Source organism: Xanthomonas sp. JL1 (assembly GCF_038405005.1).
Genome location: NZ_JBBYGR010000038.1, coordinates 1 through 25,450 on the forward strand (window position 1 = coordinate 1; position 25,450 = coordinate 25,450).

Annotated in this window: 30 protein-coding genes, 1 tRNA gene, 1 other RNA gene and 1 pseudogene; 10 read left to right on the plus strand and 23 right to left on the minus strand. The window is 62.2% G+C overall.

Translation table 11 applies throughout. The features are described from left to right. Positions 1 to 149, minus strand: a pseudogene (locus WJW29_RS08050) (transposase); the annotation flags it as partial. A gap of 482 nt (positions 150 to 631) precedes the next feature. On the opposite strand from WJW29_RS08050, the gene WJW29_RS08055 reads away from it, so the two are divergent. The 5 genes from WJW29_RS08055 to WJW29_RS08075 are packed head-to-tail and all read left to right on the plus strand — an operon-like array spanning position 632 to position 2,757. Then, a complete protein-coding gene (locus WJW29_RS08055; protein ID WP_011407508.1) occupies positions 632 to 877 on the plus strand; it encodes a hypothetical protein in 246 nt (81 codons plus the stop codon). Continuing rightward, on the plus strand, positions 874 to 1,146 hold the full coding sequence (locus WJW29_RS08060; RefSeq protein WP_011257521.1) for a hypothetical protein: 273 nt from the start codon (positions 874 to 876) through the stop codon (positions 1,144 to 1,146). Before WJW29_RS08055 ends, WJW29_RS08060 begins: the two co-directional genes overlap by 4 nt. Then, positions 1,143 to 1,349, plus strand: coding sequence for a hypothetical protein (locus WJW29_RS08065; RefSeq protein ID WP_011257520.1), 207 nt, complete (start codon positions 1,143 to 1,145; stop codon positions 1,347 to 1,349). Before WJW29_RS08060 ends, WJW29_RS08065 begins: the two co-directional genes overlap by 4 nt. After that, positions 1,346 to 1,570, plus strand: coding sequence for a hypothetical protein (locus WJW29_RS08070; RefSeq protein WP_024745954.1), 225 nt, complete (start codon positions 1,346 to 1,348; stop codon positions 1,568 to 1,570). Before WJW29_RS08065 ends, WJW29_RS08070 begins: the two co-directional genes overlap by 4 nt. Next, entirely contained in the window at positions 1,570 to 2,757 is a 1,188-nt protein-coding gene (locus WJW29_RS08075; protein ID WP_011407507.1) for an integrase, read from the plus strand. The genes WJW29_RS08070 and WJW29_RS08075 overlap by 1 nt, the downstream gene beginning before the upstream one ends. A gap of 259 nt (positions 2,758 to 3,016) precedes the next feature. On the opposite strand, the gene WJW29_RS08080 is transcribed toward WJW29_RS08075, so the two are convergent. The 18 genes from WJW29_RS08080 to dtd form a co-directional block, all read right to left on the minus strand. Further along, entirely contained in the window at positions 3,017 to 3,814 is a 798-nt protein-coding gene (locus WJW29_RS08080; protein ID WP_011257518.1) for a hypothetical protein, read from the minus strand. Further along, positions 3,811 to 5,085, minus strand: coding sequence for a DNA cytosine methyltransferase (locus tag WJW29_RS08085; protein WP_041181951.1), 1,275 nt, complete (start codon positions 5,083 to 5,085; stop codon positions 3,811 to 3,813). Before WJW29_RS08085 ends, WJW29_RS08080 begins: the two co-directional genes overlap by 4 nt. Before the next feature lie 80 nt (positions 5,086 to 5,165). Beyond that, positions 5,166 to 5,576: a DNA mismatch endonuclease Vsr gene (gene vsr / locus WJW29_RS08090; protein WP_011257516.1), complete on the minus strand. Its 411-nt coding sequence runs from the start codon at positions 5,574 to 5,576 to the stop codon at positions 5,166 to 5,168. Next, positions 5,569 to 6,240, minus strand: coding sequence for a plasmid mobilization relaxosome protein MobC (gene mobC / locus WJW29_RS08095; protein WP_198912804.1), 672 nt, complete (start codon positions 6,238 to 6,240; stop codon positions 5,569 to 5,571). Before mobC ends, vsr begins: the two co-directional genes overlap by 8 nt. A gap of 648 nt (positions 6,241 to 6,888) precedes the next feature. Next, positions 6,889 to 7,047, minus strand: coding sequence for a hypothetical protein (locus WJW29_RS08100; protein WP_011257515.1), 159 nt, complete (start codon positions 7,045 to 7,047; stop codon positions 6,889 to 6,891). Next, positions 7,044 to 7,346: a hypothetical protein gene (locus tag WJW29_RS08105; protein ID WP_041181950.1), complete on the minus strand. Its 303-nt coding sequence runs from the start codon at positions 7,344 to 7,346 to the stop codon at positions 7,044 to 7,046. The genes WJW29_RS08100 and WJW29_RS08105 overlap by 4 nt, the downstream gene beginning before the upstream one ends. Before the next feature lie 6 nt (positions 7,347 to 7,352). Then, a complete protein-coding gene (locus WJW29_RS08110; RefSeq protein WP_011257514.1) occupies positions 7,353 to 8,438 on the minus strand; it encodes a type IV secretion system protein in 1,086 nt (361 codons plus the stop codon). Between the two features lies 1 nt (position 8,439). After that, complete coding sequence (locus tag WJW29_RS08115; protein ID WP_041181949.1) at positions 8,440 to 8,700, minus strand: EexN family lipoprotein; 261 nt, start codon at positions 8,698 to 8,700, stop codon at positions 8,440 to 8,442. After that, positions 8,697 to 9,176 carry a hypothetical protein gene (locus tag WJW29_RS08120; RefSeq protein ID WP_011257512.1) on the minus strand — a complete coding sequence of 160 codons (480 nt, stop codon included), beginning with the start codon at positions 9,174 to 9,176 and terminating at the stop codon, positions 8,697 to 8,699. Before WJW29_RS08120 ends, WJW29_RS08115 begins: the two co-directional genes overlap by 4 nt. 13 nt (positions 9,177 to 9,189) lie before the next feature. Continuing rightward, positions 9,190 to 9,909: a P-type DNA transfer protein VirB5 gene (virB5, locus tag WJW29_RS08125; RefSeq protein WP_069959713.1), complete on the minus strand. Its 720-nt coding sequence runs from the start codon at positions 9,907 to 9,909 to the stop codon at positions 9,190 to 9,192. 215 nt (positions 9,910 to 10,124) lie between these two features. Beyond that, positions 10,125 to 10,280 carry a hypothetical protein gene (locus tag WJW29_RS08130; RefSeq protein WP_162899400.1) on the minus strand — a complete coding sequence of 52 codons (156 nt, stop codon included), beginning with the start codon at positions 10,278 to 10,280 and terminating at the stop codon, positions 10,125 to 10,127. 261 nt (positions 10,281 to 10,541) lie between these two features. Continuing rightward, on the minus strand, positions 10,542 to 11,393 hold the full coding sequence (locus WJW29_RS08135; protein ID WP_011257508.1) for a helix-turn-helix domain-containing protein: 852 nt from the start codon (positions 11,391 to 11,393) through the stop codon (positions 10,542 to 10,544). After that, positions 11,390 to 11,629: a hypothetical protein gene (locus tag WJW29_RS08140; RefSeq protein WP_025988679.1), complete on the minus strand. Its 240-nt coding sequence runs from the start codon at positions 11,627 to 11,629 to the stop codon at positions 11,390 to 11,392. Before WJW29_RS08140 ends, WJW29_RS08135 begins: the two co-directional genes overlap by 4 nt. Positions 11,630 to 11,867: 238 nt before the next feature. Then, positions 11,868 to 12,962, minus strand: coding sequence for a site-specific integrase (locus tag WJW29_RS08145; RefSeq protein WP_041181948.1), 1,095 nt, complete (start codon positions 12,960 to 12,962; stop codon positions 11,868 to 11,870). A gap of 74 nt (positions 12,963 to 13,036) precedes the next feature. Further along, positions 13,037 to 13,113, minus strand: a tRNA-Ile gene (locus tag WJW29_RS08150). 598 nt (positions 13,114 to 13,711) lie between these two features. Next, positions 13,712 to 14,032, minus strand: a complete 321-nt coding sequence (locus tag WJW29_RS08155; protein ID WP_011407506.1) for a hypothetical protein — start codon at positions 14,030 to 14,032, stop codon at positions 13,712 to 13,714. A 192-nt stretch (positions 14,033 to 14,224) separates the two neighbouring features. Then, positions 14,225 to 16,099 carry an RNA polymerase sigma factor RpoD gene (rpoD, locus tag WJW29_RS08160; protein ID WP_011407505.1) on the minus strand — a complete coding sequence of 625 codons (1,875 nt, stop codon included), beginning with the start codon at positions 16,097 to 16,099 and terminating at the stop codon, positions 14,225 to 14,227. A 108-nt stretch (positions 16,100 to 16,207) separates the two neighbouring features. Beyond that, a complete protein-coding gene (gene dtd, locus WJW29_RS08165; protein WP_011257505.1) occupies positions 16,208 to 16,648 on the minus strand; it encodes a D-aminoacyl-tRNA deacylase in 441 nt (146 codons plus the stop codon). On the opposite strand from dtd, the gene WJW29_RS08170 reads away from it, so the two are divergent. Continuing rightward, complete coding sequence (locus WJW29_RS08170) at positions 16,647 to 17,663, plus strand: lauroyl acyltransferase (RefSeq protein ID WP_011257504.1); 1,017 nt, start codon at positions 16,647 to 16,649, stop codon at positions 17,661 to 17,663. The genes dtd and WJW29_RS08170 overlap by 2 nt on opposite strands. Before the next feature lie 58 nt (positions 17,664 to 17,721). Here the strand turns inward: WJW29_RS08170 and WJW29_RS08175 are convergent. Further along, positions 17,722 to 17,801: non-coding RNA, sX9 sRNA (locus tag WJW29_RS08175), on the minus strand. A gap of 61 nt (positions 17,802 to 17,862) precedes the next feature. Beyond that, entirely contained in the window at positions 17,863 to 18,384 is a 522-nt protein-coding gene (locus WJW29_RS08180) for a GNAT family N-acetyltransferase (RefSeq protein WP_011407503.1), read from the minus strand. A 242-nt stretch (positions 18,385 to 18,626) separates the two neighbouring features. Between WJW29_RS08180 and ribA the strand changes: the two genes are divergently transcribed. The 3 genes from ribA (at position 18,627) to WJW29_RS08195 (ending at position 21,836) form a co-directional block, all read left to right on the plus strand. Next, the gene (ribA, locus tag WJW29_RS08185) at positions 18,627 to 19,760 is read left to right on the plus strand and encodes a GTP cyclohydrolase II RibA (protein WP_011257502.1); all 1,134 of its coding nucleotides are present in this window, start codon (positions 18,627 to 18,629) and stop codon (positions 19,758 to 19,760) included. A 109-nt stretch (positions 19,761 to 19,869) separates the two neighbouring features. Continuing rightward, a complete protein-coding gene (locus tag WJW29_RS08190) occupies positions 19,870 to 20,373 on the plus strand; it encodes a PH domain-containing protein (protein WP_042465436.1) in 504 nt (167 codons plus the stop codon). Then, positions 20,370 to 21,836, plus strand: coding sequence for a PH domain-containing protein (locus WJW29_RS08195; protein WP_011257500.1), 1,467 nt, complete (start codon positions 20,370 to 20,372; stop codon positions 21,834 to 21,836). Before WJW29_RS08190 ends, WJW29_RS08195 begins: the two co-directional genes overlap by 4 nt. Before the next feature lie 165 nt (positions 21,837 to 22,001). Here WJW29_RS08195 and WJW29_RS08200 read toward each other — a convergent pair whose 3' ends face one another. Further along, complete coding sequence (locus tag WJW29_RS08200) at positions 22,002 to 23,060, minus strand: UDP-N-acetylglucosamine 2-epimerase (RefSeq protein WP_011257499.1); 1,059 nt, start codon at positions 23,058 to 23,060, stop codon at positions 22,002 to 22,004. Between WJW29_RS08200 and WJW29_RS08205 the strand changes: the two genes are divergently transcribed. Beyond that, positions 23,061 to 23,885, plus strand: coding sequence for a glycosyltransferase family 2 protein (locus tag WJW29_RS08205; protein ID WP_011257498.1), 825 nt, complete (start codon positions 23,061 to 23,063; stop codon positions 23,883 to 23,885). It abuts the gene before it with no gap. A gap of 197 nt (positions 23,886 to 24,082) precedes the next feature. On the opposite strand, the gene WJW29_RS08210 is transcribed toward WJW29_RS08205, so the two are convergent. Continuing rightward, positions 24,083 to 25,360 (minus strand): O-antigen ligase, encoded by a 1,278-nt coding sequence (locus WJW29_RS08210; RefSeq protein WP_011257497.1) that lies wholly within the window; start codon positions 25,358 to 25,360, stop codon positions 24,083 to 24,085. Positions 25,361 to 25,450 lie beyond the last annotated feature (90 nt).

A 25,450-nucleotide genomic window follows, 5' to 3' on the forward strand; every position in this document is an offset into this window, starting at 1 on the left:
CGGGCACGCTCATGCCGCCGAACTTGCTGCGCCACAGGTAGTAGGAAGCCTCACTGAAGCCATGCCGTCGGCACAGGTCTGATCGGCATGCCGGCCTCGGCTTCGCGCAGGAAGCCGATGATCTGCTCTTCGGAAAAGCGCTTCTTCACGTCCAATCTCCTCGGGATAGGGAATTGGATTGCAAACTGAGGTGCTACTCAAACTTGGGGGGACGTCGGCCCCAACGATCGGCGGCGCGTTGCTCTACCGCCTATGGATCTCTCGCCCGGCAAGGACTGCACATGTCGGGCTGGCAGTGGGACAGATTCCGCAACGCTTGCGTCGTCGTCGGGCTATGGCCGTGCGTCGGGTGGTAGCCCATGGCTGAGTCAATCTTGGTTTATGGACCGATGGCCAGCGGCAAGACGCTAAACGCCGAGGCGATCTGCCAGGCCTGCGGCCTCAAGCGCGTGGTCGAGTTGGATGAGCGACTGCAACGCAAAGGCTAGGACTGGCAGCTGAGCCAGAACGACGTGCTCATGCTCGCCAACGACAAGGCGCTGGCTGAACGCACGGCACAGCGAATGCGCATCCAGACGGTTGCGATCGCCGAGGCGTGTGTGCCGGTCGGTGCAGCGTGGAGGATGCCGCGATGAACCTTGACCGCGTCATTGCTGTGTCCCGCGCAGCGCAGGCCTACGACGACCCCGGTCCGCTGTCCACTGGGGAGGCATTGACCGCTGCCCTAGTGCTCAACCGGCACGACTGGCTCGCGGACATGGATTACACCATCGCGCAGGCGCTCGATCGGATCGATGAAGACAGCATTGCGCACCTACGGCAGGCAGAGCGAGCGATCGGAAACGGCGCGGGGGCAACGGAGGAAAACCCCGCATGACACAGCGCGAGATCTCGCACCCTGAGCCGCTGCCCGCCTACAGGGATGGACATGCTGGCCGGCACATCGCGGACGGCCGCCGCCTGCAGGCCGGCGGCGGGCACGTTATTGAGTGCCCATGTGGTCGCACCAAGAAGCACGCCGCGTTCGACCAGGCACTGGCCGAATGGAAGCGGATGCATCGCATCCGCGTGCCTCGCCAGGCAGCGCCGGCAGACAGCAACGTGGTGCAGCTGGGCCTACGCCTGCGCGGAGGCACCAGCCAATGAGCGATGAGGCAATGGAAGTACACAGGCTCCAATGCGAGGCGCGCCATTGGCTGCAGCAGGGCTACACCGACGCCAGGTCGGTGAGTCTCCTGCAGCAGATGATCGCCGCCAAGCGCGGCGCCCAGGCGGCACAGGATCTGCGCGACGAGATGCGGCAGCAATGGAAGACCCGCCGTCAATGGCAGCAGGAGCAGCTGCTATGACCGAGCGAATCCTGCACTTCGAGGATCTGCAGCGTATCTATGCTCCTGACGGACCCAGGCCGCAGGTAGCGTCCGTGGTCAGGTGGGCTGATCGGACAGGCATTCGCTACCAGTACGACAGGCGCGGCCGCATATGGACAACGTTGGATGCGATAAACGCATCTCTTGGCCTTGTCACTGCAGCAAATCAAGAACAGCACCAAGACGAGGATCTCATCTGATGGCGCGGGGACGTAAACGGAGGTTCAACCCGAATATTCCAGGTCACATCGAGCAGGAGGCGCTCCCTAAAGGCATCTACTGGGAGAACGGCCGCTGGTACATGCATGAAGACCATCCGGACGGTGGCCGACAAGTGAAGCGTACGGTCGCCTTTCGAAGTGCTCGTCTCTCTGAACTCCATGCAATCGCAGAATCTCGACTACGAGGGGACGTGCGTGGCACGCTGCGTTACCTCTTCGACCGTTTCCACGAAGCGAGCGAATTTAAGGAACTACAGCATGACACGCAGAAGGATTACCGACGCTACGCTGATACGCTTGCCAACTATGTCCGCAAGGATGGGTCCAAGCTCGGTGGTGTGCAGTTGGAACACATCACTACGCCCGTGGTGCAGCGGCTGCTTGAGACCTTTGCAAACGGGAGACCGGCTACTCGCCTGCAGCAGGCGCTTCCTCCAACGCCTAGCAAGGCCAATCATCTGTATCGCTACCTCCGGCGAACACTCGCGTGGGGGGTGCGCCATGGCTACTGCAAGGAGAATCCTGCAATTGGTGTTCTCCAGGCGAAGGAGGCTAAGGCCTTCAGGATGCCTACGCCTGATGCGTTCGAGGCTGTTCTACAGTTCGCCCGCGAGCGCGGCGCTTTAAAGCCTCACACCAAAGGTAGCTTTCCCAGCTATCTCCCCCCAGTCATGGTGCTGGCATACAGCGCCAGGCTGCGCGGTATCGAAGTTTGCTCACTCACTGACGCACATCGGCTAGAACACGGCGTGCACGCGTCACGTAGAAAGGGATCGCGCGACACACTCACCACGTGGGACGCCCACATGACGGAAGCATGGGAGGCGTTGCTGGCTCGCCGATCAGAAATCTGCAACAAGCCTGGCCGCAACTTTCCGATACCAATGAAGCCGGAAGAACGCTTCTTCCTCATTGAGCAGACCGGCAATCCGATTGTCAAGTCGTCACTCGACAGCGCATGGCAGCGATTCATCCCTGCGGCAATACGCGATGGCGTGATCAAGTCTGAGGAGCGCTTCTCACTACATGGTTTGAAGCATCGGGGCGTTACCGACACCGAGGGCAATCGAGGCGATAAGCAAGATGCAGCTGGGCACGTCTCGTCGTCGATGACAGATCGTTACGACCACGAGTTACCGGTCGTGAAACCTCCACGACGGCGCTGAATTTTCCCAACAATTTTCCCAAGCCCACAAAACAGGCACTTCGACTCGCGTCCAAGTGCCTGTTTTTATTGGTGGGCCCAGAAGGATTCGAACCTTCAACCAAAGGATTATGAGTTCGTCGCCAACGTGCTATGCCTAGGAAAATCAAGCATAGGGGAGCGTAAGCTACAGAACAAAAAAGTAAGCTGCGACAGTAGTTTAGCGCAGCTTGACGAAGGTGGGCAAAACTGAGTCCTGTACCGCAGGAGTACCGGGTTGATCAGCTCCGGTAGTCGACGATCTCTTTACGATCAAGCTCTCCGGCAGGAACCAGCTTGTAGTGCCGTTCTTCTACGACCTTGAGCTCGTCGTCGTCCATCTTCAGCTCAAACAAGGCGATCTGGTCGCTGCTGACGAACTGCGCCGAGATGGCTCGGCATCGTAGGGTTGGATACTTCTGCGTGCACCAAGCAGTGTCTTGAGCGGTCTGCACTGCAGAAATTTGGTCGCTGCCTCCCTTGGCTTGTACTGGAATGACATAGTGGCAACCGTACTTGTCGAGACCCACGTACAACTCATCTATCTCGATCTGTCCGACGCCCTTTACGCTCGTACGCAGATGGTTCTGCAAAGAGAATGTAGTTAGGCCAAGAAAGATGTCGATGAGGCGGTTGTAGCGCACTTTCGCCAACAGCGCCTGTTCGTCGTCGAGCGCATAGGCACCGATGATCTCGGGCGTATTGTCGGGAATACGAATGACAGCGAGGTTCGGGTTGGGGACGATGCGATTGGCCGTCGCCAAGCGGAAGCGGTACTTGGCCCGCCCGACCAATTCGATGATCCATTCGCGCCCCACTGGCTGGGTCGCCAACACCTTGGCGGGCATGGGAGTGCGAAAACGGATCGAGTAGATCACGTCGCCAAGATTGTCGGGTAGCGCGATGTCGAGTTCCTGGGCAGCTTCCTTGAGTGCTTTGCGCTCGAACGGAATTTCGGTTATGCCCTCGGAGTACCCGTCGAAGAAAATTTTCTCGATAAGCTGGTGATAGCGGCTCGGTGCCTTGGTGGTGTCGTTCATGCTGTTACCAGCTCTCTTTCTTCGTGACGTCGAGGTGCGGGCCGATCAACAGGGCGGCTACGTCGTGCAATGACCGTGCTAGAAACGCCAAACATCGCTGCGGCATCGGTCATAGAAATGCCAATCAGGCTCTGGTCTCCAAGCGCCAACATCTCGGACGGCTTTTCTGGCTTTTTGCGCAGAGCTTTCATGATCTGTCCTCCGACGGCACGAGCTAGCAGCGGAGGGACGCTGTTGCCGATCTGGCGGAACCCGTGCCACTTGGTCGCATGGAATCGGAACCAATCCGGATAGGAGTGCAGGCGAGCAGCTTCACGAACAGTGATGACGCGCGGAACCGTCGGATGAATTGGGCGAGGCGACGTGAATGCACCTCGATCGCTCGCAGTACCTGCGCGTAGTGTGTTGCAGATGCCGTTTAGAGCCAGTTTCTTGAACCGACTGACAGGCTCCACATCGTCGGGAGCTATGGCAGCAAAGCGTTGACGCGATAACTCGGTGTGGTCTGTCAACAATGAGCCAGTGAGTAGCATGGGGTCGAATTGTCGGCGATAGCCGAAGTCGGTCGGATCGTCTTTCTTGCCACGAAGATAAGCCGCATACGTTGATGGCTTACCGTATTTCGCCTTCACCCAGTCGCGCTCCCATAGCTCAGGGAAGCTCTCCGCATCGGGTATGTCGCCTATAGCATCGCCTACGGTCGTGCGTCCAGTAGGCTCCGGGTAGGCCGGAAGAGGAAGACCTTTGCGAGCGCCCATGAGGATCAAACGGCGTCTATCTTGCGGCACTCCATAGTCGGCTGCGTTGAGCACTCTGTAATCCGTTACTACATCGTAGCCACCATTCTGAAAGGCCTCGATAACCTCCTTTAGAAACTGGCGATGCTTACCGACGGTGAGGCCCTTGACGTTCTCGAACACAAAGTATTTGGGCTTCAATTCCATCACCACGCGCACATAGTGATGCACGAGCTGATTGCGCGAGTCGTCGAGCGCGCGCTTCCCGATGAGAGAGAAGCCTTGACAGGGCGCACCACCAATCACGATGTCGATATCGCGCTTTCCGATGCCGGCGATGCGACGCAGTTCGTCGCCCGTTACATCGACAACGCTCTTGCAGACAGTGGCGCACTTGGGGAAGTTGAACTTGTGCGCAGCGCAGTGGATTGGGTCGATATCCACCGCTGCGACGAGGTCGAATCCAGCTTGCTCGAAACCGAGGCTGAGCCCCCCGGCCCCAGCGAACAGGTCGATCCCGATGGGGCGTGTCATAGCTGAATGTCCTTGTCGTTCGTTGAGTGCAGATCGCAGACTGGGATCATACAAAGAAACGATCGCTTTGTCGATCGTTTTTAGCTCGGGTCAAGGATGTTCCTAAGCCGTGCCTCCAAAGCGCCGAGATCGCTCAGCTCGCACTGCCAGACAACGGCAACGCGCCAGCCTTCTGCGGCCAAAGCGGCTTCCTTTCGCTGATCGCGAGCTCGATTGGCCTCGATCTTCGGACTCCAGTAGTCGAGGCGCGATTTCGGTAGTTGTCCGATCCGACACCCATGACCGTGCCAGAAGCAGCCATGCACGAACAACACTAAGCGCCGGCTCGGAAACACGATATCGGGAGTTCCAGGCAAGTCTTTGCGGTGCAGTCGGAAGCGGTAGCCAATGCTATGCAGTAGAGAGCGCACCGCCTTCTCGGGCCGCGTGTTCTTACTTCTTACCTGCTGCATCAGATAGCGACGACGCTCGGGGGACAATCGGTCAGTCATGGCCCTGGTTGCGTGTCTGTATTGATGAAGGTTTGTGCGCTTTCCGCCCGTTGGAAGCGGGCAGAGGGGGGGCAACGTTGCTGTTCGTCGCGATGTTCAGCATCCAGCGACTAAGGCTAGCGTCCTGGACGGCCGCCACCTTGTCCGTGTGCCGGTAGATGTAAGTCGCCAGTTTCTCCATCTGTTCAGTCTTGATTCCGGCCGGCTTGCCTTCGTTTAGCCGCTTGGCGATCTGATTCAGGTTCCGGCCGATGGCCCTGAGCTGATACGACGATTCCCATAGAGCTTTCGTCGTCTCCATCGTGAACTGCGGTTCGTGGGTCAGGCTGGCCCGCACGCAGTTGACGATCCAGCGATGAGGGGAACAGCCCTCGGCGTCGGCCTTGGTCGTGATGCTCTGGTACTCGGTTGGTGTGAGTCGAACCTCGACCCGTTCCTTTGGCCCATCGTCTGGATGGCCAGCAGCCTGAGCGGCGACCCAGTTACGCACCTCGTTCGGTATGTTGTCCTGGACGAGGTAGCGCATTAGCGCCCGGATCACCTCGGACGGCTTCTTGTCCGACTTCGCGCACCATTCCTCCCATTGCGCTTGCAATCCGGCCGGTACGCGAACGCGGTAAATGTGACTGTCGCGGGTCGCTCCGATTTCAGCTTTTCTCGGCATGGCCTTCTCGGTAGAAATATGTTCAGTTCACGTGCTTGCCCGTAGTGTGGCACAAAATACCGGCGTTAGCCTATCCTGCACTAGCCCACACTTCCCCTCGTTTTTTCGTCATGACGAAGAAATTCAGGGTCATGGCCAAGGACATCCAAAAGGATGGAGGCATGGGTTCGCTGTGCATCGGGCAGCCAGACCTTGCTGGGCGAGGGTTACTTTCAACTGGCCGTTGCCTTCGGGCGTGGTGCCGCTGTTTGCAGTACGAGCCATCCACTTGCAATCAGCACGCCGCCCCCTTCGCCCTGCGGGCGTGGTGGAGAAAGGCGGCTTCGCCGCCGCAGCCTTCGGAGTCAGGAACACCAACTCGGCATCAGTCGGCATAGGCGCTAAGAATTTCGTCATGACGAAATTTTCGAGATCAGGACTCAGACCTCTAGCGCTGCTCTTGGTCACTGCCAGAGCCTTGTAGTCGTAGTAATAGTATTACTACGACTATTACTACCAATGCAGGGATGGTGACACGGCGATGACCTGGCCGAGCTGCCGGCGTCACCAATGCCCGGCGATGGTGACAGGCTCGCGCGATCGAGGAAAATCCGCCGTCACCAAAAAGAAAGCCACGCCGAGGCGGGGCCATGGTGCGGATCGAGAGACTTACCGCTGACGCAGCGCAAGCCGGACGTGACGCCAGAAGATGCGCCATTCTCCGAGCTGGCCGCCATCGAGCAGCAGCGCCCGGAACATGGCGAACGCCTCGCCCGGCCGCTTGCGGTACGCCTCGGCCATTGCTTCGTCGTGCGGCTTGTCCTTCATCGTTCGTACTCCATCACCGGCAGCGGGTAGGCCCGCGCGATGCTTTCCATGTTGTAGCGGTATTCCAGGCGGCCAAGCGTGGAGGGCTTAGCCCCTGTCCGCTTCGCCGCATGGGCGACCGTCTGCACGTCCCTGGCATGATCGAAGGCGAGGCCCGGCACCTTCGCCTTGATACCCCGAGGATTGCTCGACTGTTCCCACTCTTGCAGCCAGTGAGCAATGCGGCGGCTGTCGGGAACGTAGCCCGTTGCGTGCGTCATGAGGCGCATCAGGGCTTCATGCTCTAGCTGGCTGAACATGGCTTGTTATCCCTTTTTCATGGTTCCGCCATCGGGCTTGCTCCAGGCTTGTTGCAACCGTTCCTTCAGGCCGTCCCGATAGGCTGGATTCTTGGCAAAGACACTGCGACCCATCGCAAGGTGCTCAAGGCGGCTGGATGTGGTTTGGTGCCCGGTGCGCGGGTCAAGGCGGGTTGAGGTCGGATTGATGATTCTTACCGCCGTACTGGCCGGAGCCATAGCGCCTTGAGCCATGCCGCGCAATGTCACGGCTGCACTACTGATGCCACCCGCGAGCTGGCCGGCGACGTTGTTTGCTTCGGCCAGGAGCCAGAACATAACCAACGTGAAGGTAATCAGCACCAGGGACGTGAATAGCGTGTTTTGGTCGCTGTCCAGATCGACGCTGTTTATCACCGCGTCAAAGCCCTTGAAGGCCAACCCCATGACGGCCGCCACCAGGGCGATGCGCAGGATGTAGGTCATCACCTGCCCGAACCAGCTATCGAAGAACTTCGACGTGGCAGGCCAGAGCAGCAGCGCAACGAACACCGGGCCGATGCCGAGCATGATCGTCAGGGCGGCTTTCGCCACAACGATCATGCCGCCGGCCGGCACGCCAATCAGGCCCGTTGCAACGGCGATGATGGTGGCATTGATGTATTCACCAAACATCGTGCCCATCTCGGTTATGCCTCGATTTCCGGCCTTTTCCCAAAGGTCGGCAGCGATCCCCCATCCCTTGCCGAGCGCCGCATCCACGACCGAGTAAACCGACGTGGGACTTGACCCGTCCCCCGTCCCGGCAAAGGCCGATGTAAAGCCGGTTTCCAGCGACTGGATGCTACCGACGACCCAATCCGAGTAGGTTGCAGCGTTCAGCGCCAGGGCACCGATGAACAGGTACTTGACGCACGTTTTCATGAACGTGGAGAAGGGCAGTTCGACATACCCCCAACCGATGGCGTAGCCCATCAGCGTCAGGTGGATGGTGGCCCCGCCGATGAAAAACAGGGTGAAGGTCGAAATGACCTCACCCACGGTTCCGGTGATGAACGGATTCAGCGCCGCGTCGAGGTACTGGCCTATGAACTGAAAAATCATCGGGTCCATGTCATTCCCCCCTCTTATTGAGATCGACCGGCGGCAGCTTCAAGTAGCCACGCCGCGACAGGTCTTTTTCGTTCTGCGCCTGCTGCGCGTTGATGCAGTTGGGAGAGGCTGCCAGTTCGCCGGGGTTGCTCTTGCACTTGGCGATCATGTCCTTTCGTTCCGCGTCATGGGCCTTGTACCAATCGACCGTTTGAACGGGCGTGTTCTCGCCGCAGCCGGCCAGGACGGCCGCGACAACTAGGGAGAGGGCGAGCTTTTTCATTTGCGCACCTCGCGCGTTTCCGCGTCGATGACACGGCCGGAGCCTTGGCGGGCTTCGTGTTGCTGCGCCACGTCCAGGGCGTGGGCCAGCTCGGCCGCGTCGATGATGCGCAGCGCCGCGACCGTGCGCAGGGCGCTTTCCCGCGTGCCGGCCCAATGGCCCGCGAAGCGTTCGCCGGACTGGCGCAGCATGAACATGCACCCGAGCAGGCAACCCAGGGAGAGGAACACCGACGCATACGGCGAAATGGGGCCGTCCTGGCGCGGTAGCGTGATACCTGCCCAATCGACCAGTGCGAGCAGGAAGGGCATGAAAGCCAGGATGCCGGCGACAAGATCACCGTGCAACATCGAGGGCGCGCGCCGGCTAACCTCGCGCATGAAGCCCATGCGGTCAATGCACGACCAGAAGCGCCACATTGCCAGCAGGATGAAGAAGCAGAGCGCCACCAGGGGAGCATGAAAATAGGAAATCATGGTCGTGTCCCCCTCAATTCGTGACCTGGGGCTGAATCCAGCCGCGCCGTGCGCCTGCCTTGGCGTTCAGTTCGCGTTGCCGCTGCTCCTGCAAACGATCTTCGGCCGCCGCGACCATCTGATACATCTGGAGCTTCGTTTGCTCGTTCTGGATCATCGCCTGTTCGACGGCGATCCGGCCTTGCAGCTCGGCGATGGCCTTCGGATCGGGCGTGTCGTTGATCTTCGCCATGAGCTGGTCGATTTGGGTTAGCCGCGACTTCGCCTTGTCGTAGGCATCCAGGGCAAAAGCCTTGTCCTGGGCACCCTTGACGGCCTGGGCTTCGCACGCCGTCCGCTGGTCTGCGACCTTGAAATGCGCGCAGGCATCGAAAGCCTTGTTGCCCTCATAGATTGACAGCGCCCGGCCGCTCAGGCCGGAATAGCCGCCCGACTTCACGGCGTCATAGACGCCTTGCCAGTCGTTCGGCAGGTAGTCGCGCAGGGCCGCGTTATTCAGGATTTGCCCGAGGTTCCGCGAGCCGGTCAGCGACTCGTATTGCTGCTTCATCTGGTTGATTTGGCTGGTCATCTGGTCGTACTGCATCTTCCACTTGGCGATGGTTTCGACCTGGGCGGCGACCTGCTGCGCAATGGAAGCGCCGTCAGTGACCGGAATCTGCGCGTATGTGGAATTGCTCAGGAAAACTGAGCAAGCTACGGTGATTACCGCTAAGGTTTTGAGAGATTGCATGTTTGCCACTCCTTTTCGGTGAGAAGGAGGGGACGCTGGTCGTCTTTCCGACCTGTCCGCCGGCTCTTTCGAGCTACTGTTCCCGGCAGTCAGCCCCGCATTACTTGGGGCGGCACCCTGCCCGCGTTGCACGGGCTTCGGGCTAGTCACAACGGTCTTTCCGCGTCGTCAGGGCCGTCTTTTCCGGTTCCCACGGTCACGCCACTTTCGGCGGGTCAGATCGGCATCTTGATGCCTTCCCCGATCATCAGGCCCTTCTTTTCAGGCCGGCAGCCCGGTACGCCGAAGCGCTCTTGGGGCAAACAAGCGTCCCCCTTGGGGGATACGGTGACCGGGGACAACCCGGCCGATTTACCAATCGGTTCGATCAATACTGAATTCTTCGCTCAAATACGGAATATTCGCAAGCTCCTCCAAGGCTTGATCCACGGTTCTGAACCAGAGTTGACGTCCGTGGCCATCAACAACGCGCCGAAAGTCTCCGGCGTTCTCCACGCTCAAGGCGTATCCATGCCGCCGATTCGCTTTCAGGATCACGCGCACGAGCCCCGTTCGCTCCAAGCTGTCGCAGTAAGCATCCAGGTCTCCATAGCGCAAGGTCGCAGTCGGGCGGCGGCTCTGCGGCCGGGTAGTCATTCGACGGTGGCCCCCTTTCTGCCCAGCATGGTCTGGATGCGCTCCAAGTGATGACGAATGACCTCGGGCGAAGCTGTCTGAACTGGTGTCTCGGCTGGTGTGCTCTGAATCCGCAATCTCTTTTCCTTCGCGGCAAGACCGGCCGACGGTGCGAAACGTCCTTGATGAAAGCGATCCAGAACCGCGCGAAACCAGCGTTCCGGGCTGGTCTTGATGCTCTGCGTTGCCATTACCCCGGCGAGTTCGTCCAGGAGCATCTGTGCATCGTTGGCATCAAGGCCACTCACCATGGAGGCGATGGCACTGCGCTCCCGCTCATTCAGGCGTGAAGGCCACACCAATGCGCCGCAGGCGCCTTTCTCCGCCTCGCCCGGTACGGGCGAAGGGGGCGGCGTGTGGATAACTTTCGCCGGTAGTTGTAGTGACGATTTATTGATGGTTCTGGTTGGTGGTTCATGGGGTGACACAGTTCTGTCGCCCTGGGATGTCTGTCGTGTCACCGGGGGAGTGACGGCCGCGTCGCCCCCCGGTGACAACTTGTCGGAGGGGGTGAGAGATGGGGATGACAAATTGACGGGGGGTGATTCGAGGCACAGGTAATAGGCATTCGAGGATTGCCCTCCGTCGCCTCGAAATCTGCGCTCGATATGAAGGAAGCCGCGTTCTTCCAGCTCTTTCAAAACGCGCTGCACCGTTCGCTCAGACGCACAGCACTTTTCGGCGATGAGCCGCACGCGCGGCCAGCACTTCCCGATCTCATCGGCCGAATCAGCCAAGGCCATCAGGATCAGCTTTGAATTGGGTGGTAGCCGCTGCTCCCACGCCCAGTTCATCGCCTTGATGCTCATCGCGCCAGCGCTCCTTGCGCACTGCTATCGAGTGCGAGCGCGTCCTTGACTTGGAGAGTGCGGAAGTAGACGCGCCGGCCAACCCGCAGCATCGTGGGCTTGAGCTTGCGGGCGACATCAGTATCCGAGTACAGCGCAACCCGGATACCGTCTGGCGAGCGACCGAGCAACCCCGCCACGTCGCCAAGACTCATGAGTGGGCCATACCGTTGAAGTAGATATTCTTCCGTTGTCATCAATACATCCACCGAAATAATGAGTAGATGGGCGTATTTTTTGACTGATATGGCTATTGGTCAAATTTAAGTCATTGATTTTTAAAGCCAAAATCAACTATCTCACCATACCAAAATGCACCATCCTCGATTACCAAAATAAGGTATCTTGGCGTCGAGCATTTCGCGGATAGAAAAATATCTTTTCAAATCAAATAATTGCGTCAGCTATGGAAATAAGAAAATTCATTGAAATAATTCATGGATTTCCTGTCTTTTTCACCACCTGATCGAGCTTGCCCACTAAATCCTCCGCGCGCAGATGGGTGTAGCGCTTGAGCATCTGCATCGACTTGTGGCCGCTGATGGCCGCGACCTCCTGATCGGACAAGCCTGCTTCCACAAAACGGCTGACGGCTTCGTGGCGCAGATCGTGAAAGCGAAAGTCCGGCACGCCGGCATCCTTCTTGATGCGCGTCCAGATCGGATTGAACTGGTAAGCCCGGCGCTTGTTGTCACGTCCAGGCTCACCGAAAAAGATCAGGTTGGTATCAATGGGGCGCACCGGATTGTTCAGCGCTTCACGAAACAGCCGGGTTGCCTCGACCGTCAGAGGAACGGTACGCGACATCGTGTTTTTCGTTTCCTGGAGACGCACCACGCGCCGGTCAAGATCGACCTGGTTCCGGCGCAAGCCTGTGATCTCCGAAGAACGCATTCCTGTTTCGAGCGCGATGCGCACGATCCAGCCGAGCATTGGGTTCGAGTGAGCATCGACCGCCGCCATCAGGCGGGTTTCTTCTTCTCGCGTGAGCCGTCGATCCCGCCCAGGGCTTGGCGCTGGACGGCGAATGCTTTGCACGGGGTTGTAGGTCAGGCCGATCCCCCATTCCTTGATCGCCACGTTGAACAGGTGGCCGAGCAATGCGAGATCGAGACGTACCGTGTTGGGCGAACGGGGCTTGGGGGCAGGCTTGCCCTTGGCGTCCTTGCGATCCAGGCCAGCGAGCCGGTCGTCGCGGTACTTGGCGATCAGCTCCGGTGTCAGTGCGGCCAGCGAATACTTGCCCAGGTTCTGCATCAGCGGCTTCGCGTGTCTCGCGTCGCTGTCGGCCGATGCCGGGCGCTTGGTTGGTGAGATTTCGGATAGATAGCGCTTGAGCGCGTCCTCGATGGTCATGCGCTCGGACGGCGCACGTTGGATATAGACGCCGCGCACCATTTCGTCTTCGGTGCGCCGCGCCCAATCCTCGGCGTCGCGTTTGGTGCGGAAGGTCTTGGCTGTGGCCGGCCATCCCGTCTTGCGGACGAGCGCTTTCCACGTGCCTGAGGGTGTCTTGACGATGGTCGCCATTCGGTTGCTCCAGAACAGGGCTCGTGTACCGCCACTGTACCGAAACTGTACCGACGCGCCAGCGCAAGCAAAGATGGTGGGCCCAGCAGGACTTGAACCTGCAACCAACGGATTATGAGTCCGCTGCTCTAACCAATTGAGCTATAGGCCCTTTTTGCTTTTTTGATGGGGCGGAAGGGTGGCCACCCCGCTCAATTCTGCCTCGCCGATCTGGCCTCGATCAGTGGATTATGAGTCCTCTGCTCTAACCGTTGAGCTATAGGCCCGTATGTCTGGCAGCGAGATGGCGAGCATGTCGGGCCGTGCAGCGGACGCGAAAGTTTACCTGTCTGCGCGTCACCCTGTCTGCTAGGCGGCCGGTGCGCGCAGCGATCCATGCTTGACCGCGCGCTCGTGCATCGGCACCCACGACAAAAAAGCCCAGCGGTGGCTGAGCGTTGCGTATCAGATTTCAGAGTTCCGTCTCGCCGCCGCTCTGCAGACGCCTTTTACCGACCGGTGCACCCGAGCAGATTGCAGCACGGAGTGGAGCTTGGCGATGCCGAAGCTGGCCTGGTCAACGGTCGATCACAGCGCCAGCAGCGCCATGTGTGCGTGACCGCTGGGAGCCGTTGGCGCAATCATGGCACTCACTACACTGTGGCGGGCACGATGATCGCGGTAACGCGCGGGTGACGTTGGGAAACGCGGCCTAGAAACAGCCAGCAGAACCTAGCAATCCCGAATCACCCATCCCCAATCCCCGTGTCTCAGGCATCCGTCGTCTCGAACTGCCCATCGACCAGCTGGCGACCCGCACGAAATCCGTGCGCGATGGCCTCCTGATACGTCTCATAGCCCGGCCCGCGACCGGCGATGCGTGGCTGACGCCTACCGCCGAGCGCGTACACGTCCACCCATAGCGTCCAGTTGGCATCCGGGGAAGCCTGCTCGACGCGTACGCGGATCTCGTGCTCGTGGTACGTGGTGGTTTCGAAGCGGCGTTGCCTACTCATAAGACGATCCCGTTTCCATTCGTCCGCCAACGTAGAAGTCGTGGTCAGAACGTGACGTGAGGTTTGCAGAAACATCTGTTTAATGTTGCGTGACCGTGTGGCTTCGTCTCCATTGCGTGAACGCCTCGATGCCCACCTCACCGGTTCGCGGTGCATTGCACGCCGCTGCAGCCTAGGGCCAAGCATAGCCAACTGCCTGGGCCACAACACAACAGCCCCGCATGAGCGGGGCTGCTTTGTGATCACTGCACGGGTACGACTGAGGTATCAGTCGATATCCAGGAACGAGCGCAGCTGTTCCGAGCGGCTCGGGTGACGCAGCTTGCGCAATGCCTTGGCCTCTATCTGACGAATCCGCTCGCGGGTGACATCGAACTGCTTACCGACCTCTTCCAACGTGTGATCGGTGTTCATATCGATACCGAAGCGCATGCGCAGCACCTTGGCCTCGCGCGGGGTGAGGCCGGCCAACACGTCACGCACCGTCTCGGAGAGATTGATGTTGGTGGTGTTGTCGATCGGGGACTCCACATTGGTGTCCTCGATGAAGTCGCCCAGATGCGAATCCTCGTCGTCGCCGATCGGGGTTTCCATCGAGATCGGCTCCTTGGCGATTTTCATCACCTTGCGAATCTTGTCCTCGGGCATGTCCATTTCCTTGGCCAATTCCTCCGGCGTCGCCTCGCGGCCAAACTGCTGGAGCATCTGGCGGGAAATGCGGTTCAGCTTGTTGATCGTTTCGATCATGTGCACCGGGATACGGATGGTGCGCGCCTGATCGGCGATCGAACGGGTGATGGCCTGACGGATCCACCACGTTGCATACGTCGAGAACTTGTAACCGCGACGGTATTCGAACTTGTCCACGGCCTTCATCAGGCCGATGTTGCCTTCCTGGATCAGGTCGAGGAACTGCAGGCCGCGGTTGGTGTACTTCTTGGCAATCGAGATCACCAGACGCAGGTTGGCTTCGACCATTTCCTTCTTGGCCTTGCGCGCCTTGGCTTCGCCATAGGCCATCGCACGGCTGATCTCTTTGATCTCGCCCAGCGTCAGATAGCTGGCCTTTTCCATCTCCATCGAGCCCTGCTGCTCGGAGATGATCTGATCCTTGACGTCGCGCAGCGCCGACGACCACTTCTGCTTGCGCTTGAGTGCATCTTCCACCCATTCTAGGTTGGTCTGATTGCCTTCCCAGGAGCGGATGAAATCCTTGCGCGGCATGCGGGCCACGGTGGTGGCCAGGTGCAGCACCTTGCGCTCGTGGTCCTTGATGCCGTTGACCACGCCACGCAGCTGGGTGACCAGCGCGTCGGTCAGCGGCAGCGGCAGCTTGAGCGTGGTGAAGATGGCGGCCATGTCTTCGCGCGCCTTGACCACCAGCTTGTGCTCGGCGCCGTTCTTGGCATAGACCTTCTTGAACTTGGCGTATTCGTTGGCCAGGTTCTGCATGCGCGTGGCGACTTCAACCGGGTCCGGACCGGTCGGGCCGACCTCTTCTTCGGCGGCGGCGTCATCGCCGTCTTCGTCGTCGTCTTCATCCAGCGCATCCTCGTCGACAGCGACGGGACCAGCGGCAGCCAGCGCGGCGGCGGCGGCGTCGGCTTCTTCGATCAGGTCGTTGAAGCCGACCACGATCTCGGCCAGACGCTTCTTGCCTTCCTTGTGCGCTTCGTAATCGGCCAGCAGCATTTCGGTCGACAGCGGGAACACGCCCAATGCTGCCTGGACCTGGCTCAGGCCTTCTTCGATGCGCTTGGCGATGGCGATTTCGCCTTCGCGGGTCAGCAGCTCGACGGTGCCCATTTCGCGCATGTACATGCGCACCGGGTCGGTGGTGCGGCCACCTTCGGTGTCGAGCGCGGTCAGCGCGGCGGCAGCTTCTTCGGCGGCGGTGTCGTCAACCTCGCGGTTGCCGGTGTTGCCATCGTTGAGCAAGAGGGTTTCGGCATCGGGTGCAACTTCATGGACATCGATGCCCATGCCGTTGATCATGCTGATGATGTCTTCGATCTGCTCCGGGTCGACGAGGTCGTCGGGCAGATGGTCATTGACTTCGGCGTAGGTCAGATAGCCCTGTTCCAGGCCCTTGCTGATCAGTAGCTTGATGTCGGATTGCTGGGCAGGACGTTCGTTGGCCATGAGTGCTCGCGCCACCGGCTTTGAGATTGGAAAGAGAACCTATCATTATACCAGCGTGAAGCCCGGTCTGCCGGATTCAAGACGGGACCGCTGGTGGACGTAGTGTCTCTAGGGTCTGAGAAGAAAGGTCACCGGGCCATCGTTGACCAGGTCGACAACCATATGGGCACCGAAGCGCCCCGTTTCCACCCCGCCGCGATGTTTTTCGCGACAAATGTCCACCAATTGATTGAACGCCCGTTCAGCCTCTTCGGGCGGTGCCGCGGTGCTGAAGCCTGGGCGGTTGCCAGAGCTGGTGTCCGCGGCCAGGGTGAACTGGCTCACCAGCAGCAGGCCGCCGTTGGTGTCGGTGAGTGAGCGATTCATCTTGCCGGCGTCGTCGCTGAAGACGCGGTAGCTGAGCAGGCGCTCGGCCAGGCGCCGGGTTTGCGCGTCGCGGTCGCCGGGCTCCACGCCGATCAGCGCCAGCAGCCCGGGGCCGATCTGCCCGACGATCCGGTCATCGACCGTGACGCTGGCGCGGGTGACGCGCTGGATCAGTGCAAGCATGGGCATTCTCTGGCAGCAAACTGTTCCGCGCAGCATGCCCAGCGCTGCCGGCACTGTCACGCGCGGGTCTTCGCCGGCCGCGCTGTTTAGAATTGCGCGAATGACACCTGACGTTCGCGCTCGCCTGTTGTACGCCACCGCCGCCACCGTGGGCCGCCTGCCGTGGCCGCTGCTCAAGCGCCTGGCCGACAGGCTGGCCTGGAGCTGGCGCAAGCTCAATGCACGCGAATCACGCGTGGCGCGCCGCAATCTGGAACTGGCGTATCCGGAATTGAGCGCCGAGCAGCGCGCGCAGTTGCACGCCAAGATCCTGCAATCGACCGCGCGGCAGACGCTGGAAGTGCTGCGCACCTGGACCCACCCGCCAGCGGAGAATCTGGCCCGCCTGCAGCGCAACGGCCAGGAGCTCTACGACGCCGCACTGGCCTCCGGGCGTGGAGTCATCGTGGCGGCGCCGCATTTCGGCAACTGGGAACTGCTCAACCAGTGGCTGTCCGAGCGTGGGCCCATCGCGATTGTCTACCGGCCGCCGGAGTCCGAGGCGGTGGACGGTTTCCTGCACCTGGCGCGCGGCGGCGACAACGTGCGCCAGGTGCGTGCCGAAGGCCCGGCGGTGCGGCAGTTGTTCAAGGTGCTCAAGGACGGCGGCGCGGTCGGCATCCTGCCCGACCAGCAACCGAAGATGGGCGATGGCGTGTTCGCGCCGTTCTTCGGCATTCCGGCCTTGACCATGACCTTGGTCAACCGGCTGGCCGAGCGGACCGGGGCGATCGTGCTGTACGGCTGGTGCGAACGCGCTGGCGACGACCTGCAATTCGCGCTGCATGTGCAACCGGCCGACCCCGCGGTGGCCGATGCGGATCCGGTACGCGCAGCCAGCGCGCTCAACGCCGGCATCGAACAGATCGCCCGGCGCGACCCGGCGCAATACCAGTGGACTTACAAGCGCTACACCCTGCGCCCGCCGGGCAGCGGCGAGGCCAACCCGTATGCGACCGAGCGGCATCCGCATTGAGTGCAGCGCCACAGCGGCCTCGTTGCTCCGCCCTGCCTGTTGGTTCAAACGCAGTTGGGGATGCGACCCAGGCGTCACGAGCAGTCGTCAAGTAGGTGCGCACGGCGCGCTCAGAACCGCAGTGTACGAGCGGTACATGCCGATTCCGAGCACCGGCCGCGCCCGCCTGGCACCTGCGCAGTCGTCTTGGTAACCGCACCTAGTCGTCGTGCGGATCCGCAGGCGTGGCCAGAATGCGTTGATAAAACGCCAGGTCCAGCCAGCGCCCGAACTTGAAACCGGCCTCGCGCACGGTGCCGGCATGGGTGAAGCCGAACTGTTCGTGCAAGGCGATGCTGGCCTGGTTGCTGGCATCGATGCCGCCCACCAGCACATGCACGCCGCGCGCTTGCGCCGCTGCGATCAAGGCTTGCAGCAACAAGCGCCCCAGACCCTTGCCGCGATGATCGCAGTGCACGTAGATCGAATGCTCGACGCTGTACTTGAACGCCGGCCAGGCGCGAAAGGTGCCGTAGCTGGCAAAGCCCATCAGGGTGCCGTCGGCGTCCTCCACGCCAATCACCGGAAAGCCGCCCGCCTGTTTGGTGGCGAACCAGCCGACCATGCTCTCCGGCGGCCGTGGCCGGTAGTCGTACAGCGCATTGGAAGTGGCGATGGCTTCGTTGAAGATGTCCAGAATGGCGCTGGCGTGGCGCGCTTGACTGCAATCGACAATGTGCATGGGGCCCGATAAACGTGGAGGTCGCCCGATTAAAGCATTGCCAGGCGCTGAACGACGCGGGACACGGGCAACCAATCGGCACATGCCGCACCACTCAATCGGCAGCGGCTGGATGCAGCGTTCTACCCGGTCGTGGCGACTGCCTGTTGCCAGGCGCGCGACAATGGGCAGACGCCATCATGCAGTGACCGCGGCGGCGTCCGCCTTGAAGCGGCCGTGGCAGCCCCCATTTGGAGTCGTGAATGAGCAGGCCCATCCCCTCCCCCAGCGCGCAGAGCTTCGGCGACCCGGCGGCCATCCGCTGCGAGCGCGCCGCCTCCGAGCTGCGTGCCGGGCGCCCGGTGCTGCTGACGGCGGCAGATGGGCAGGCGCGTGCGGTGCTGGCACTGGATAGCAGCACGGCGCAGTCGCACACCGCCTTCGCCCGCGCCGCGCAGGCCCGCCACTATCTGTTCGTGACGCCCACCCGCGCCCAGGTGCTGGGCTTGCGCGCGCCGCAGGGCGCGCGCGTGCGCTTGAGCGATCACAGCTACGACCAGATCGCCGCGCTGGCCTACCTGCGCGACACAACGGTGCCCACGCAGTGGACGGCCGGCGATGCGCTGGATGCCGGTGGCGTGGAGATCGCACGGCTTGGCCTACTGCTGCCGGCACTGCTGGCGGTGGAACTGCGCGATGTGCACGACCATGCCGCGTTCGCCGGCTGCCAGTCGCTGGCACTGGGCGATTTGAGCCGCGGCTGCGCCACGTCCGCGGCCGCCGGCTACGAGTTGGTGACCCGCACCCCGGTGCCGTTACGCGGCCTGGGCATGAGCGAATTCGTGGTGTTCCGCGGCGGCGTGGCGCAGCGCGACCAGCTGGCCATCTTGGTCGGCCAGCCGGACCTCATGAGTGCCGTGCCGGTGCGTGTGCATTCGTCGTGCCTGACCGGCGACCTGTTCGGCTCGCTCAAATGCGATTGCGGCGACCAGCTGCGACACGGCCTGGCCAAGCTGAAAGAACTCGGCGGCGGTGTGCTGCTGTACCTGGATCAGGAAGGCCGCGGCACCGGCATCGCCGCCAAGATGCGCGCCTACGGCTATCAGCATGCTGGCCTGGACACGATCGATGCCGACGCGCAGCTGGGCTTCGGCCCGGACGAGCGCCGCTACGGCAGTGCGGTGGCGATGCTGCAAGGGCTGGGCATTGGCCGGATCCGGCTGTTGACCAATAACCCGGCCAAGGCCGAGCGCCTGCGCGCGGCAGGTATTGCGGTCGAAGACCGCATCGCAATCACCGGCGACATCACCGCGGAAAACGAGCAGTACCTGCGCACCAAGGCCGCACGCGCAGGCCATGCGCTGGATGTGGATGCGTTGATCCTGGCCGCGCAGTAGCGCGTCCGGCGCGAGTGTGCCTGTGGTCGGCTCGGCGGCCAGCTATGCTTGCGAACCGCTTCTGCAGGCTAACCTCGTGCACGACGCTCCACCGCCGCACCCCGCTGTCATCGTCGAGCCTGATTCGGCAGAACCGCCAGCCGCGAGCCAGTGGCAGTCGCTGCCGCGACGCGGTGCGTATGTGGCGGCGGTCAACGGCACGCTCGGCGGCGGATGTGCGGGCCTGATCGCAGGCGGCGTCACGGTTGCCTGGCTGCACGCCTGGCATCAGTGGCCGGCGGTGCTGGGCGTAACTGCGCTCATCGCCCTGCTCGGCGCCTGGTTTGCAGTCAAACGGCACCGACTGACGCACTGGAAGCTCGATCAGCATGGTCTGGCGCTACAGCGGGGACATCTGTGGCAAAGCGATACGCGCGTTCCGATCTCGCGCGTGCAGCACGTGGACCTGCGCCGCGGGCCGATCGAACGCGCTACCCGCCTGACCACGCTGGTGGTGCATACCGCCGGCAGCCGCCTCAATGCCGTGGCGCTGTCTGGGCTGGATCAGGACGATGCCGAACGCCTGCGTGATCGCCTGGCCCGCCAGCTCGATCACGACGACGACGCGCTATGAGCGCCATCGAGCACCCCGGCAACGACGAGCAGCGCCTGCATCCGTTGTCGTGGGTGTTCGTGTTGCTGCAACAGATCCGTCAGTTCCTGATTCCGCTCGCCGCGCTGGTCCTGTTCGGCAGCCGCGAGGGCAGGAGCGATTTTGCCGACCAGATCGCCACCGGGGTGGTGGTTGCGGTGCTGGTGGCGATTTCGGTGCTGCGCTACGTCACCTACCGCTACCGGATCGGCAGCGATGGCGTGGCGATTGGCAGTGGTCTGCTGGAACGCTGCCGACGCGATATTCCGTTTGCGCGCATCCATAACGTGGTGGTGCATCAATCGCTGCTGCACCGCCTGGCCGGCGTGGCCGAGGTCCGCCTGGAATCGGCCGGCGGCCACAAGCCGGAAGCGGAGATGCGCGTGCTGCGTTTGGATCAGGCGCTGGCGCTGGAAGATCTGATCCGTCGCCGAGCGACGGGCGCAGACGCCACCGCGCCGCAGATCGACGAAGACAGCGGCAGCTTATTGCGCCTGCCGATGGCCGAGGTGATCCGGCTGGGGCTGATCTCCAATCGTGGCATGGTGGTGGTGGCCGCCAGCTTCGGCGTGATCTACCAGATGATTCCGCGCCGCACGGTGTCCACCTTCGTCGAGCACAACGGCGAACTGGCGTATCGCTACGTCAGCCAGATCCATCCCGGTGTCGCGGTCACGGCAACGCTGGTGACGATTGCCACGCTGGCTGTTTTGTTGGCAATGCGCGCGCTGTCGGTGGCCTTGGCGGTGACGCAGTATCACGGCTTCCACCTGAGCGAATCCGAGCGCCGCCTCACCGTAGAGCGCGGGCTGCTGACGCGGATCCGCAGCAGCGTGGCATTGCGGCGGATCCAGTCGTGGACGTTGTACGAAGGCCTGCTGCACCGTCTGTTCGGTCGTCGCCAGTTGCGGGTGGACACCGCAGTGGCCGGCACCGCCGATAACGAAGGCAGCGCTCTGAAGGAGCTCGCCCCCATTGCCGACCCGCAGCACTGCGATGCATTGCTGCAGCGCCTGCTGCCCGGTATCGCATGGCCGCCGGCGCAATGGCAGTCGATCGCCACGCATTGCTGGTGGCGATTGAGTCTGCCAACGGCGCTGGTGCTGCTGCCGCTGGTGGCGGGCCTGGCGTGGCAGTTCGGCAGCCAGGCCTTGTGGTTGCTGGCGTGGCTGCCGTGGAGCGCATTCAAGGCGCAGCGCCAGGTGCAACGCATGGCGTATGCAGTAGATGCGCGCTTCGTTGCGGTGCGCGGTGGCTGGTGGAAGCGCTGGTGGCGAGTGGCCGAGCTGGACAAGCTGCAGGCGTTGCAACTGCAACGCTCGCCGCTGGATCGGCTGACCGGCACCGCCACGCTGTGGCTGGATACGGCCGGCGCCAATGCCACCGGCCCGGCATTGCAGGCGCAACTCGGTGCTGCGTTGGCGCGGCGCAAGTTGCGCTGGTGATCAACATTAGCGATCAGTCGTTGCACTGCTCAACATCGGCGATCAGCCGTGGTGCTGAGCGGCTTTGGCAACGCGAGCGATTGCACTGCTCAATTCAATGACGACGACCACGTTCGGCAAGGCGTCGCCGATCATCACCCCCGCGCTCGATACGGCGGATCGTGCTCAGCGTTGCGCCGGTCCCCAGTAGCCCAACTCGCGACGGATCTGCAACCCACGCCACACCGCACCCAGCGGTTTGCGGCGCAGTCCGCCGAGCTTGCCGGCGATGAAGTCTTCGGTCGCGGCGATCACCCGCTCGGAAGACTGCCCGTCGCGATACGGGTGAATCGCATCTGCGTAGCTGGCAAGTGCGCTGCGCAATGCCGCATCCGGCGCCAGCGCGCGCACCAGCTGCTGCGGCAACTGCTCGGCCTGTTGGAAGTCGAGCATGTGCGGCTGCGGCACGCGGTTGCGAAAGGTCACCACCGGTTTGTGCTGCACCACGAACTCGGACACGATCGATGAGGTATCCGAGAGCAATACCTCGGCCGCACGCTGCGCCGCCATGACTTCTTCGGGCTCGATGAAGCGTGCGTTGGCGCCTGCCAGTGCGCGATAGCGATCGAACAACGCCGGAGCGCATTTCGGGTGCAAGGTCAGCAGCCAGTAATGCGCACCGCGCGCGATGTCGGCGGCGATTTCATCCAAGAGCGCAGGCCCCGCGCTCAGCCTCTCGGTGAAGGTGGAGCCGAACAGGATCACCGGCCGCCCGTTCGCTGGCGCGCGCAGGGCGGCGCTGCGCCCACCATCGTCGCGAAAGACCGGGTCGAGCTTGGGCCAGCCGGTTTCCACCACCGCAAAATGGCCCTCGCGCTGCGCCAGCGCGCGGAACGGCGCGGTGGTGGCCGGGCCTTGCGTGCAATACAGATCGAACAAACCCCGCACGCGGAAATGGCCGCGGTTGTCTTCGCGCTTTTGCACATTGAAACCGTGGAACAGCTGCACTTTCGCGCCCGACACAAACGGCGGCACCCAGTTAGCCGCGCTGAAGACCGCCCGCGGGCGCAACACCAGCGCATCGCGCAGGCCGACCTCACGCACGCCGGGCAGCGCCAGCCCGCGCGCACCGCCTTCGAACCAGGCCGACACCGCATGCCCGCAGGCCTGTAATGCCTGCGCCAATGGCGCCAGAATAGGCAGCGCGTAACGCTCCGTTGCGAACAGCAGGTACTCGGCCATCACATGTCCTCTTCGACCGCACCCAACGAACGGCCTCGCATCAGTGCCTGCATTATCGCGTTCAACGAGGCCGATCGCCTACGCAACTGTCTGACCTCGCTGGCGTTCTGCGACGAGATCGTGGTGGTGGACTCCGGCTCGACCGATGCCACTGCTGCCATCGCCAGCGCACACGGCGCGCGCGTGCTGCAGCGCGCCTTCGACGGCTATCGCAGCCAGAAGGCATTCTGCGTGGCACAGGCCAGCCACGACTGGGTGTTGTGCCTGGACGCCGACGAACGCGTCAGCGATGCCCTGCGCGCCTCGATCATCGCTGCGCGCGATGCCGGCTTCACCACTGCTGCCGGTTACCGCTTCGCCCGCCTGTCCGACTACTTCGGCCGCTTCCTGCGCCACGGCAATGCATATCCGGACCGGGTGCTGCGCTTGTTCGATCGTCGCCGCGGCGGCTGGCGCGGCAAGCGCGAGATCCACGAGGCGGCCAGCGTGGATGGCGCCGTGGCGACACTGGCGGGCGATCTGATCCATTACCCGTACCGCTCGCTGATGCAGCAACTGGCCAAAACCCAGCGCTACGCGCAGATGATGGCCGAACACGAACACGCACGCGGCAAACGCGCCACCTGGAGCAAGCTGGTGCTGGCACCGGCCTGGCGCTTCTGGCGCGGCTATCTGTTGCGCGGCGGCTTTCGCGATGGCTGGCATGGACTGATCTACGCCTACGTGCGCGCCAACTACGTACGCCAGAAGACCATCATGTTGTGGCTACTGCAGCACAACCAGCCAGTGCAGGACCCAGCACGTGCCACGGATCAGCGCAGCGAGTAAGTTCGGATAAAGCCGTCGAGCGCGGCCGTGCAGCGACTACGAACGGCGCGAACGCTGCATGGAGACCGGCCTGTCCAAGTGACGCAGGCCGCGTCAGCAATGGCTGCACATTCTGCTTCTGCGCATGTCGTTGATCAGCCACTCGAAGCGTATGCCGCTCGCGCATGCGCAACATGCAGCGGATGGATCATCCGCCGCTACCGGCTGCTCGCCACACTCAGCTCGGTCTGTTGCGCCTGCCGCGCCGCCAGACCCACCAGCACGCCGACCATGGCCGTGTAGAAGCTCGCCGCCACCTGGTGCGCGAACATCGATTGGGTCAGCCCGCACAAGGCATAACTGATCACGAGCATCACCCCGGCCGCCGCCGGGCCGCGAAACTGCTGCTGCCCGCTGCGCCGATGCAGTCGCGCAAACACCCACAGCGGCACGCCGTAGACGGCGATCAGCAGCAACAGGCCGGGCACGCCCTGGGTGGCACTCCATTCGGCCAGATCGTTGTGCGCGTGCCCCAACTGGCAACGGAACAACGACGGGTCGGCGGCACAGGCTGGCAGGTCGTGCATCGCATCGTCGAAACGACCAACGCCCACACCGGTCAACGGATGCGCCTTCAGGGTGTCCCAAGCCACATGCAGGCGTTCGATACGTGCACCAGCCGACGAATCGGTGTCGCCCACTTCATAACGTTGCAGGTCGCTCTGTAATTCGCCCAGGCGCATCTGGTCGGTCAGGGCCGGCACGCTGAGTGCGACACCCACCGCCAGCACCGGGCCGCCGATGAAGGTCAGCAAGCGCACGCGTGCGCTACGCCAAGGCGCACCCCAGATCAGCACGCCCAGCGTCGCCAGCAGTGACAACAACACCCCACGGCTGCCGCTCAGCACGATCACCACCACGGTCGCGATCGCCGCGCCCAACAGCCAACGCACGTTGCCATCCGGGCGGCAGAACACGCCCACCACCAACAACATCAGCGCGATGTCGGCAAACACAATGGCGTTGGTGAAGCCTTCGGCGCGACCGGCACCATTCATCACCTGCAGCAGCGCGATCAACATGGCCGCGAATACACCGACCAATGCGCCGCGCCACAGCCATATCTGACGCGGCTGCAACGCATACGCCCACAGCGCCGCCCATGGCAGCACCAGGAAGCGCGAGCGGTTGCCCACATCGCGCAGCCCGTGTTCGAACAAGGCAATCGACAGCAACGATATTGCAATCACCGCCACCGTCAGCCAGCCCACTGCGCGCAACGACCAGTCGCGCGCAGCAATGCCGTCCCGCAGGTGACGCCCACCCACCAACGAACCCAGCAGCAGGCACAGACCGAACGGCAGCAGCCCGCTCGGCATGCTGACCACCAGCGCAGTCAATGCGAAGGCGCCCAGCTCGGCAATGCGTACGCCTGCCCGCGAGGTCGTCGGGGCAGAAGGCGACAGCGAAGCAGGTTGGGTAGGCAAGGAATTCATCTAGAGATCGGTGGAAAAGTAAGGCAACGCAGTGGCCGGGCTTCGGCAACGCCGGCCAAGCTAACGATGCGACGCATGAATCCCTGCTAG